Source organism: Amycolatopsis kentuckyensis (assembly GCF_002155975.1).
GTDB classification, from domain to species: Bacteria; Actinomycetota; Actinomycetes; order Mycobacteriales; family Pseudonocardiaceae; genus Amycolatopsis; species Amycolatopsis kentuckyensis.
In genome coordinates this window covers 1-9,791 of record NZ_MUMI01000235.1, presented here as the reverse complement: position 1 = coordinate 9,791, position 9,791 = coordinate 1, and the positions used below count along the sequence as shown (strand labels likewise).

10 protein-coding genes and 1 pseudogene are annotated in these 9,791 nt (G+C 72.7%); 2 read left to right on the top strand and 9 right to left on the bottom strand.

What is annotated here, in order from left to right; genetic code table 11:
• Positions 1–315 (bottom strand): annotated as a pseudogene (locus tag CCN39_RS22955) (MMPL family transporter); the annotation flags it as partial.
• An 87-nt stretch (positions 316–402) separates the two neighbouring features.
• Between CCN39_RS22955 and CCN39_RS22950 the strand changes: the two are divergent.
• Together CCN39_RS22950 and CCN39_RS22945 are read left to right on the top strand one after the other, a co-directional pair.
• Positions 403–849 (top strand): MarR family winged helix-turn-helix transcriptional regulator, encoded by a 447-nt coding sequence (locus CCN39_RS22950; protein WP_086845174.1) that lies wholly within the window; start codon positions 403–405, stop codon positions 847–849.
• Positions 850–1,128: 279 nt separating this feature from the next.
• A complete protein-coding gene (locus CCN39_RS22945) occupies positions 1,129–1,434 on the top strand; it encodes a hypothetical protein (protein ID WP_208630322.1) in 306 nt (101 codons plus the stop codon).
• A 71-nt stretch (positions 1,435–1,505) separates the two neighbouring features.
• On the opposite strand, the gene CCN39_RS22940 is transcribed toward CCN39_RS22945, so the two are convergent.
• From CCN39_RS22940 to CCN39_RS22905, 8 genes are all read right to left on the bottom strand, one after another.
• Positions 1,506–2,132: a DUF4360 domain-containing protein gene (locus CCN39_RS22940; RefSeq protein WP_086845173.1), complete on the bottom strand. Its 627-nt coding sequence runs from the start codon at positions 2,130–2,132 to the stop codon at positions 1,506–1,508.
• A gap of 183 nt (positions 2,133–2,315) precedes the next feature.
• Positions 2,316–3,188 carry a spermidine synthase gene (locus tag CCN39_RS22935; RefSeq protein WP_086845171.1) on the bottom strand — a complete coding sequence of 291 codons (873 nt, stop codon included), beginning with the start codon at positions 3,186–3,188 and terminating at the stop codon, positions 2,316–2,318.
• The gene (gene speD / locus CCN39_RS22930; protein WP_086845169.1) at positions 3,188–3,547 is read right to left on the bottom strand and encodes an adenosylmethionine decarboxylase; all 360 of its coding nucleotides are present in this window, start codon (positions 3,545–3,547) and stop codon (positions 3,188–3,190) included. Before speD ends, CCN39_RS22935 begins: the two co-directional genes overlap by 1 nt.
• Positions 3,540–4,688 carry a type III PLP-dependent enzyme gene (locus CCN39_RS22925; protein ID WP_086845167.1) on the bottom strand — a complete coding sequence of 383 codons (1,149 nt, stop codon included), beginning with the start codon at positions 4,686–4,688 and terminating at the stop codon, positions 3,540–3,542. The genes speD and CCN39_RS22925 overlap by 8 nt, the downstream gene beginning before the upstream one ends.
• 24 nt (positions 4,689–4,712) lie before the next feature.
• Positions 4,713–7,265: a glutaminase domain-containing protein gene (locus CCN39_RS22920; protein WP_086845165.1), complete on the bottom strand. Its 2,553-nt coding sequence runs from the start codon at positions 7,263–7,265 to the stop codon at positions 4,713–4,715.
• A 350-nt stretch (positions 7,266–7,615) separates the two neighbouring features.
• On the bottom strand, positions 7,616–8,092 hold the full coding sequence (locus CCN39_RS22915; protein ID WP_086845163.1) for an MSMEG_6728 family protein: 477 nt from the start codon (positions 8,090–8,092) through the stop codon (positions 7,616–7,618).
• An 82-nt stretch (positions 8,093–8,174) separates the two neighbouring features.
• Entirely contained in the window at positions 8,175–8,474 is a 300-nt protein-coding gene (locus tag CCN39_RS22910) for a DUF1883 domain-containing protein (RefSeq protein ID WP_086845161.1), read from the bottom strand.
• Between the two features lie 101 nt (positions 8,475–8,575).
• A partial coding sequence (locus CCN39_RS22905; RefSeq protein ID WP_208630321.1) for a hypothetical protein occupies positions 8,576–9,791 on the bottom strand: 1,216 nt, incomplete at its 5' end.

The following is a 9,791-nucleotide window of genomic DNA, read 5'->3' as shown; positions in this document are numbered from 1 at the left end:
GAGCGGGCCGGACACCCCGGGCACGCTGCCCAGTTCGCGCGCCTTGGCTTCGAGGAACCGCTGGTCTTCGCCGGTCAGGCCGCCGGCGCGCTCGGCGACGACGGTGGCGGGCAGGACCTGCCGCGGGGTGAACGCCTTCTGCTCGTCGGCGACCTCGGTGGCTTCGGCCGAGCGCGGCAGGAAGGCGGCGTTGTCGTTCTTCGCGACCTCGCTGAGCTTGCCGGCGAACGGTCCGCCGAACCCGCCCAGGCCGAGCCAGGCGATCACCAGGAGGGCCGGGATCAGCCAGCGGAGGCGGCGCGGGTTCTCGTTCATGGTCGCTAAGGTCCTTTCGAGCGCGAACACGCCCAATTGTTCAGCAAGCTGAACATTCTGCACGACGAGCCCGACGATCCCCGAGTGATGGCGAGCACAGCGACGGTGAGCACAGCCCCCGAACCCGACCTGAGCACGTGGCCGACCGGCCGCCTGCTCGCCGTGGCCGCACGGCTGGTGGAGCAACGCTGGGTGGCCGTGCTCGACGGCATGGGCCTCACCCACGCGGGCCTGATCGCGCTGCACACCCTGCGCGACGGGCCACTCCCCCAGCGGACCCTGGCCCGGCGCTGCCAGGTGACCGACCAGACGATGAGCCGCACGCTCGACCGCCTGGCCAAGGCGGGGTTCGTCAGCCGGGCCGCGGACCCGGCCGACGGCCGCCGCCAGCTCACGCGGCTGACCGCACGCGGCCGGGCCGTGCACGAGGAGGCGGTCCGCGCCGAACCCGCGCTGCTCGGCGGCCTGGGCGACGACGCCGCCTTCCGCGCCGGCCTGCTGGACCTGATCACCCGGCTGTCCGCGGGCGATTGAGAGCGCGCGGCGCTGGGTAGCTCTTCCTACATGTGGATCGCGGTGAGCACCCCAGTGGCCGTCCTGATCGCCACCGTTCTGATGGAGCGGTTCGAACGACGGTGCCGCTTGGTGCCCACCCCCGAATCCGACCGGAGTCCGGCGCGGAGCTGACGACGACCGCTCCCCCGACCGGGTGATCCACGTCTCAATCCCGCCCGCGGAGAACCTCGACCGCCCTTCCCGGCGACTGACCGGGCAGATCCGGCTCGACGGAAACCGGGTTCGAGGGAGACGACGATGACGAACGCAGACCAGCCGCCGAAGGGCGCGCGGGCCACGGTCCGGGTGAGCCCGAATCCCACCACGCACCGCGGCCAGGAAGTGACGATCACCGGGAACTGCGGCGGGGGCACGGGGTTGAAGTCGGTGCTCGGCGGGTTTCCGGAACGGCCGGCCCTGGAGAACGTCCGGATCCTCGAGTCCGGGCCGGACCGGTTCGTCGCCAAGGCGAACGTGGCCGGGCACATCGGCAACGGGGTCGGCCCCGTGTTCGTCGACTGCGGCGGCGAGGCGGGCGTGACTTTACTGGTCACCCACGTCTGAAGGATGCGGCAAACCCGCTCATCGGCTGGGGGTTCCGGTGAGCGGGTTTGCCGCGACAATGACCGCTGGAATCAGCAGGTCTTCCACGCGAAGTGGTAAATCGTGTCCACGCTCGCGTGTTCGGAATCCATTTCGATGTAACTGCCACCGGATGCGGAACCCGCGTCCGCCCGCAGTTCCGCATTGATGTTCAGGTTGCGGCTCTCCCCGCACGGGGCGAACACCAGCTCGGCCACCTCGGTGACGTCGGTGGCCCGCCACACGCCGTGGAACGGGCCGGGGAAGGTGTGCCGCACCCGGGCGGTCGGCGCCGTCCCGGCGAAGTAGTAGTTGGCTTGCTCGAGCGCGCTCGCCCCGCTCTCGATGTGCGCGAAGCCGCGGTACTCCGCCCCGGCGATCGCATACGTGAATCCTTGCGGCACATGGACGAGCACGTTGATCTGGCAGTTCTTCCGGGCTTCGAGCGCGGACGCGCCGCCGCCGGCCTTCGCGGTGAAGTTCGTGTAGTGCACCGTGAACGACGTGTTGTCGGAAGCGACGTCGGCCGACGCGGTGGCCGTGCCCGCCGGGCAGCCGGAGCCGTTGATCGTCTTGATGTCGAGCGTGATCTTTTCGCTCGGGGCCGAGGCCGCCGTGGAATCGACGGGTGCGACGAGGGTGGACAGAATCATTGCGCCTACGACCGACATACCGAGCATGACGCTCCTCCAAATGGGCCACGGTGCCTAGGTGGTGATGATGATCGCGCGCGGAGAGGATCGTAGCGCGATCGCAACCTTTTCGACGGCCACTGAACGGAGTAACACGACAGCGGAGCGCGCGGGAAATCCATTTCCCGCTATTTCACGTTTCCCGGGGCTCGAAATTCGGGGAATCGAAGGTCAAGAAGTCTGGTCCAGACCACTGGCACGGAGGGAGAAGGGCGGGGTGCAGCCGCCGAGCAGCGCTTCGGCGTCCAGCGTCGCCGCCGCGCACCCCCGCTCCGCGAATCGGCGGGCCACCAGCGCGCCCGGGTCCTCGACCGGGTCCGCGCGGCCGGACAGGAACGCCCACTCGTGCTCGTCGGAGCCGAAGTACAGAACCGCGCCGAACACCTCGCCGAACCGGCGCCAGGACGCGCGCAGCGTCTCGTTGCGCCACAGCGTCGGGCAGCCCGCCTGGCACGTCACCACCCCGCCGGGCGCCAGCAGGCGCGCACAGCGGGCGAGGAAGTCCGTGCCGTACAAGCGGTTGTGCTGCGCGGCCGGATCGGTGTTCTCGTCCGGCAGGTCGATCACGACCACGTCGTAGGTGTCCCCGCGGCTTTCGGCCGCGGCCAGGAAGGCCCAGCCGTCCTCATAGGACACTCGGACCGGCCCGTCCCCGCGCTCGGCCCGCGCCAGCGCCGCCGGGGTGTAGCCGTAGGGCAGGTGCTCGGCGCAGGCGCGCACGGCCTGTTCGTCGATGTCGACGTGATCGACGTGCGCAGCGCCCGCGTCGACCGCCAGCTCGCTCGCGACCCCCTCGCTCGACCCGACGACGAGCACCCGCCGCACCCGCTCGGCCAGCAGCAGCGCGGGCACCATCAGGGCTTCGTGGTACACCAGCTGGCTCGCCTCGGTGCTCTGGCGCTCGCCGTCGCAGAACAGCGAAACCCCCTGCGCGGTCGTCCCGATCAGCACCTCCTGGTACGGCGTGCGTTCGTGGAACCGCACATCGCCGACCTCCCAGACGCGGGTGAGGCCGTCGCCGACCGGTTCGTGGATCAGGGGCATCAGCGTTCTCCCCGGTGGAGGACCGACAGGTGGACCGGCGCGGCGTCCAGCGACTGGGCCAGCAGCCGCAGGGCGTGCTCGGGATCGGCGCGTTCCCCGCAGGTGAACACGTCGGCGAAGAGGGACCCGTGCTCCGGGTAGGTGTGGACGGACGCGTGCGACTCGGCCAGCAGCGCAATCACCGTGGCGCCCTGCGGCGCGAACCGCTGCGCGACGACGTCGAGGACCGTCGCGCCCGCCTCCGTCACGGCGGCCCGCAGCAGCTCGCCGAGGCGCACCGGGTCGTCGAGCAGGCCCGAGTCGATGCCGTGCAGCTCGGCGAGCACGTGCCGCCCGGTGAACCGGCCGACGTCAGGCATCTCCCCACCTCCCGAGGCAGTACGTGCGCAGCGGCTCGATCCCGTTGAACCCCACCGACGCGTAGCTGGCGGTGTAGGCCCCGGTCCCCGGCAGGTCGAGCCGGTCGCCGCCGCGCAGGGAAAGCGGCAGCCGGTACGGCGTCCGCTGGTAGAGCACGTCGTCGCCGTCGCACGTGGGCCCGGCGAGCACCACCGGCCCGTCCGGGCCGTCGTGGGCGTCCACCGGCTCGAACCGGTAGGCGATGGCTTCGTTCTCCGCCTCGGCGAGCCCGTTGTACCGGCCGATGTCGAGGTAGACCCAGCGCCGCTCGTCCCGGTGCGCGACCAGCACGACCTCGGTCCGCAGCAGGCCGGCGTCGGCGACGAGCACCCGGCCGGGCTCGAGCAGCAGCTCCGGGCGGCTCTCCGGGAAGGCGGTGCGGAGAGCCGCCGCGATCGTCGCCGCGTACGTGGTCAAGGACGGGACGGCCGTGCGGTGGGCCGTCGCGAAGCCCCCGCCGAGGTTGAGCCGGGTCATTGCGACGCCGTGGGCCGCGGCCTCGCCGAACAGCTTCGCCGCGGTGGCGATGCCGATCTCCCACGCGGCGACGTCCGGCTGCTGCGAGCCGACGTGGAAGGCGATGCCGGGCCGCAGCCCGAGCGCGGCCGCGCGCAGCACCAGGTCGAGGGCTTCGGCCGGGGCGCAGCCGAACTTGCGGCCGAACGGCGTCGCCGAGTCCGGCGCGTCGAGCACGACGCGGATCGACACCGCCGAGCCCGGCGCGTACCGGCCCAGGTGGTCGACGTCGGCGGGGGCGTCCGAAGTGAACTCCCGGACGCCGCGGTCGAACGCGAAGGCGATGTCCCGCGGCTTCTTGATCGGGTTGCCGTACGCGATGTCCGCCGGGGTGGCGCCGCGGCCGAGGCACAGCTCGAGCTCGGCCGGCCCGGCGACGTCGAAGCCGACCCCGGCCGCCACCAGCGCGTCGAGCACCGGCGGCGCCGGGTTGGCCTTGACCGCGTACCGGATCAGCGCACCGGGGAACGCCGCGCCGAACTCCCGCGCCCGGGCCGCGACGACGTCGGTGTCGACGACCAGGCACGGGGTCGGCGGATCGCGCTCGGTGAGGAACCGGCGGATCCGGGTGAAGTCGGCGCACACGGGCGCCAGTGTCGCAAACGAGGGTCAGGCGAACCGCCACAGGTGGTCCGGCGTGCCGTTGTCGTCCCACTGGGTCACCTGGGCACCGTCCGCGGTGGACTGCTGGTCGACCGCCATCACCTTGCCGCTGCGGACGTTGACGAGCTTCGACCAGCCACCGCCGGCGTCGACGATCCGCCAGTTGTGGTCCGGCGTGCCGTTGTCGCGGTACTGCTGGACGTGGGCGCCGTTGTCGAGGCTCTGGTCGTGCACGGCGAGGACCTTGCCGCTGTTGCGGTTGACGATCCGGACCGTGCCGTCGCCGTTGTCCACGACGGCCCAGAGGTGGTCGGCGGTGCCGTTGTCCGACCACTGCGTCACCTCGGCGGTGTCGGCCAGCGACATGTTCGAGACGGCCAGGACCTTGCCCGAGCGCTGGTTCTGCAGCTTCCGCCAGACGGTCGTCGACGCGGCCGGGCGCGTCAGGAGGGCCAGGTAGCCACCGGCGACGGGCCGGGCCTGGAAGCCGCGCTGGGTGGCGTCGGCGACGACGTACCAGTCGCTGAACGGCACCCGCTGGGGCGTGGTGTTCGCGTAGCTGTAGACGCCTTCGACCAGGGTGGTGCGGATGGCCGGCTGGTCGGCGAGCCAGGCCGCGGTCCACAGTTCCCAGTCGGCTTTCGTGTAGTTGTTGCGCGGGTCCAGCAGGACGCCGTGGGCGCCGGCGCGGCCCTGGTACCAGGCGGCTTCCTGCGCCGCGACGCCGAGCGGGACCAGGTCGAGGCCGAGCACGCGGTCGGCGAAGCCGTTGTACTTCAGGCTCCAGGTGCCGGGCTGGTCGTAGGCGAGCCGCAGGTGCTGGCCGTCCTCGGCGAGCGTCACCCACTGGCTGACGTAGCTGCGCGAGGTCGAGCGGTACCGCTGGGCGTCGGCGGCGTTCCCGGCCGCGGCGGCGACGACGCCCATCGCGCCGACGCCGATGATGCCCTTCAGGGCGAGGTTCGCGCTGTGGGCGATGAAGCCGGTGAAGTCGTCGGTCTGGTTCTGGAAGCCGGGGTCGAGGGTGTTGCCGACCAGGTATTCGGCCCACTGCCGCAGGATCCGGTAGTGGGTGTTCGCGAAGGCGACGGCGTCGGCCTGCGGTAGCCGCTGCACCAGCGCGGCCGCCATGATCAGCATGTTGGCCGACTCCTCGACCGGCATGCTTTCTTCGTTGCCGTCGTTGTGCCCGGTCGCGTCCGGGTAGTGGGTGCCGAGGTCGTGCTCGGCGAACGCCATCGGCCAGCCGCCGCGCTCGGCGTAGTCGAGCAGCGGCTCCAGCAGCAGGCGCAGGTAGGCGGGCGAAAGGTGGAGGTAGGCCGGGAACGCCGGATAGGTGACGTCCACTGTGGACATGTTGCCGTTGGAGGAGATCTCCTTGAGGAACGCCCAGGGCGCGCCGCCCCGGTCGACCAGCTCGGTGCCGCCGAAAGCCTGGCGCAGGGCGAGCGCGCAGATCCCGGCGTAATGCTCACCGGTGCTCCCGCCGCCCGCCGCGGCGACGGCGTCGTCGTGCAGCCGCTGGTCGATCGAGGTGGCGGCGCCGAGGGCGGCGGCGTAGTCGTTCGCGAACCACACCGCCATGTCTTGCCAGCTGCCCCAGTAGTGCGTCCACCAGGGACGGAGGTCGGTGCCGAGGTAGCGGACGGCGGGGGTCCGGACGTGCCCGATCGCCAGCGTGAAGGGGCTCGCCGTGCCGCCGGCGGGGATCGTGCCGAGGTTCTTGGCGAAGGCCAGCACGGGCCAGCGGTCGCTGATCGCCCGGGGTTGCGCGGTGTCGCTGGTGTTGTTCAGCGTGCCCTGGTTCGCCGAGGCGGCGCGCACGACGGTGTCCTGCCCGATCTGCCAGGTGGTCCCCGACGTCGGTGCGGCGAGCACCAGGGAGCCCCAGCTGGCCTGGTCGCCGTTTTCCTGCAGCACGCCGGGGTTCACCGGGGCGCAGCTGAGGAGCGTGTAGCCGCCGGTCTGCTGCTGCGTCCAGCCGACGGGGGTGGCGGAGTTGCCGTGCACCCACTCGGCGGAGGTGTCGAAGTGCAGGTCGACGGCGTGCGCGCGGCCGTCGGCGCTGGCGGCCTGGATGGTGACGTAGCCGAAGGGGACGCACTGGCGTTGCAGGCTGGCCGGGTCGACCGGGGAGAAGAAGGTGACGGTGAGGTTCACACCCCCGCCGGTGAGGACGTAGATCGAGCGGGTTCCGGTGACCTGCAGGCTGAGCTGCGTCATCGGGGTGGGGGCGGGGCTGCCGGGCGCACCGGCGAAGAGGTAGGCGGTGCCGTCGATGCGGGCGATGCCGCAGAGGGCGGTGACGTGGCCGGTCCAGAAGCTCGACCAGGTGCCGGGCAGGGTGTCGGCGGGCTGCCAGGTGGAGAGGTAGGGCGAGCGGACGATCAGCGGCGTGGCGGGCGGCCGGATCGGGCTGAAGGTCCCGGCGGCGGAGGCGGTCCCGGGCAGCCAGAGGGCAGCGGAGACGGCGGCGGCGGTACCGCCGGCGAGGCGGAGCAGGTCGCGGCGGGTGAGGTGATCGCGTTGTCGGTCTTGGTCGCGGTTTCCCGAGGACATCGGTGGCCCCTTCCAACGGCGGGCGAGCCGGGCAGGGACTTTTTTACATCGTTGGTACAACGTTGTAAATCCGCCGAAGGTGGGCGGTGGGGCAGGGTGCGGACCAGTGGAGCCGCAGGTCCGCTGCGGTTTCGGCTGGTTCGGGCCGAGCAGTCTGGGGTTCCGGCGACCCCGCGGGGGCGCCGAGCCGGGGCCGGCGGAGCAGCAGCCGGGGGGAGTCTCGTGGCGGCCCCGGCCGTCCGGAGGCGGCGCCGGGCAGACTCGTGGCGACCCCGGATAGCCGAGGCCGCCCAGCCGGTCCGCACCGTTTCAGCCACCCCAGCGGCACCCCGCCACCCGCCGCGGGCGGATCAAGCCGTGCGGCTCGGCCGGTCCGATGGCGGCCACACGTACGGCAGGTCCGGCGGCACCCCCGGGAACCGCACGCCGTAGTGCTCCGGGTCCTTCCGCACCAGCGCCGACTGGTGGCTGCGGTGGACCGCCTCGTCGCCCAGCCACGGCGGCACGTCACCCGCCGCCGTCAGCTCCGGCTGCGTCCGGACCTCGGCTTCGCCCACCGACCGGGCGAACTCCTCCCCCAGCTTCACCGCGCACGTGTCCGCCGCGCCCAGCTCGCACCACACCGCGCAGACCTCGAGGCCGTAGCGCGTCAAGGCCTCCTCGTACCCCGTCCACATCTTCGCCGCCGGGTGGTGGCGCCAGCCGTAGCCGGGGATCACGAGCGCGCGCAGCACCTGCAGCGCCTCCACGCGCTGCTTGCCGAGGCGGCGGCGGTCGAGCGCGCGGGCGCTGGCGGTGAAGTCGGGGCACGGCAGGAACGTCTGCATCCCGGCCGGGTACCCCGCAGCCGCCCACCGACCCGGCGAAGATCGGCGGCGGCCCCGACCGCGGGATCGGGGCCGCCGGAGGTCACCGGGGGCGCGCCCTGGCGGTGACAGCCGCTTCGGGTTCGACGCTCACCCGCGGACGCAGGGGGCGGGCTTCGAGGCCCTCGACGTCGATCACCAGGAACCAGTGGGCGTTGGCCGGGATGTGGATCTTGAACATCGGTGCGGTGGCCACCCCGCCGTGCATCCGGTAGTACTGCCGGCGCCGGTAGGCCTGGAAGTTGACCGCCGTCAGCAGCCTGACGTTGGCCATCGCGTCCAGGCGGACGGTGACCACCGCGTCTCTTCGGACCTTCCCCAGGTCGAACACGCTCGCTTCCATTTCGTCCCTCTTCCACGCTTGGTTTTCGATTCGAGTTCGGCGGTCGCGGGCAGCGCGGATCGCGCCGCGGAGCACACGACGGGCGGAAGATCGGATCGGGACTAGCCGGGCCCGGTGCCCGGTTCGCAAGGCCGCCACAGCGGCACGAAGTCCCCGTGCGCCCAGGGGGACGCACGGAAGTGGTGCGGAGCGTGGCCCGCGGTCAGGAAGGCGGGCGGAATGCCGGACCCGGCGCTGGTGGCGACATCGGACGACGACACGGGCGCGCCGGGCTGCGCCGGGGTGCCCCCGGGACGATGACTGCCGGCGCTGGAGCGGTGGGCCGTGGTCCTGTGCGCCCGCGGTGAGGCCGGCGTGGCACAGGTGCGCCCGGGCACGACGGCGCGGGCGATCTTCCCGAGAGCCGGAGTGGCGGGCAGCTGTGCTTGCTCCGGCTTCGGGCTGATCACCGCTGCAGCCAACGGGGTAGCCCGCCGCACGACGAAGCCGGCCGCGGCGGCCTCGGTCACGGGGGCGACGATGGGCCGCCCGACCCCGCCGGCAACGGGATCGAGGAGGTCGCCCACGACGGGCGAGGTGGCCCCGGTCACCGGCTTGACGACGCTGGTCAGGGCGGAGACGGGCAGCGCGGAGACGATCGGCTCGACGAGTGTGGCGGCGGTCTTGGCCAGCGGCGGGAGGAGCGCCTTTGCGGCGGGCTCGATGACGGGCAGGGCCGAACGCACCACAGGTGCGATGACGGCGGTCGCGGTGCGGCTCACCGGCGAGACCACGGTTCCGACGGCACGGGTCAGCGGCTCAGCCGAGGCCACCACACCGGTAACCGGCGCTACAAGGGCGGTCGTGGTTTCACCCAGCGGCGCGACAACGGCTCCGACTGCACGCGCGACCGGCGCTGCCACACCGGCGACGGGCGCCACCACCGCGGCGGTGGTTTCACCCACTGGCGTGACTACAGCACCCACGGCCCGCGCAACCGGCCCGGCAACGGCGGCCGCGCTCGCGGCGACCGGCGAGGCAACGGCCCCCACCGCCCGGGCGACCGGCTCCGCGGCACGCACAACTTGCGCCACCTCACCCGCGGATTCACCCACCGGCGCGACAACGGCTCCCACCGCACGCGCCACCGGCACCGCCGAGCCCGACACCGACTCGGCAACCGCAGCCGCGCTCGCGGCGACCGGCGAGGCAACAGCCCCCACCGCCCGAACCACCGGCTCCGCGGCGCGCACGGCTCCCGCCACCGCAGACGCGCTCGTGGCAACCGGCGAAGCAACAGCCCTCACCGCCCGACCGACCGGCTCCGCGGCGCGCACG

What these genes read in the sequence shown, in the direction of transcription:
- CCN39_RS22950 (WP_086845174.1), top strand. Translation starts at nt 403, where the DNA reads ATGGCGAGCACAGCGACGGTGAGCACAGCCCCCGAACCCGACCTGAGC.
- speD (WP_086845169.1), bottom strand. Translation starts at nt 3,547, where the DNA reads ATGCCTGACGTCGGCCGGTTCACCGGGCGGCACGTGCTCGCCGAGCTG.
- CCN39_RS22915 (WP_086845163.1), bottom strand. Translation starts at nt 8,092, where the DNA reads ATGCAGACGTTCCTGCCGTGCCCCGACTTCACCGCCAGCGCCCGCGCG.
- CCN39_RS22935 (WP_086845171.1), bottom strand. Translation starts at nt 3,188, where the DNA reads ATGCCCCTGATCCACGAACCGGTCGGCGACGGCCTCACCCGCGTCTGG.
- CCN39_RS22940 (WP_086845173.1), bottom strand. Translation starts at nt 2,132, where the DNA reads ATGCTCGGTATGTCGGTCGTAGGCGCAATGATTCTGTCCACCCTCGTC.
- CCN39_RS22920 (WP_086845165.1), bottom strand. Translation starts at nt 7,265, where the DNA reads ATGTCCTCGGGAAACCGCGACCAAGACCGACAACGCGATCACCTCACC.
- CCN39_RS22945 (WP_208630322.1), top strand. Translation starts at nt 1,129, where the DNA reads ATGACGAACGCAGACCAGCCGCCGAAGGGCGCGCGGGCCACGGTCCGG.
- CCN39_RS22910 (WP_086845161.1), bottom strand. Translation starts at nt 8,474, where the DNA reads ATGGAAGCGAGCGTGTTCGACCTGGGGAAGGTCCGAAGAGACGCGGTG.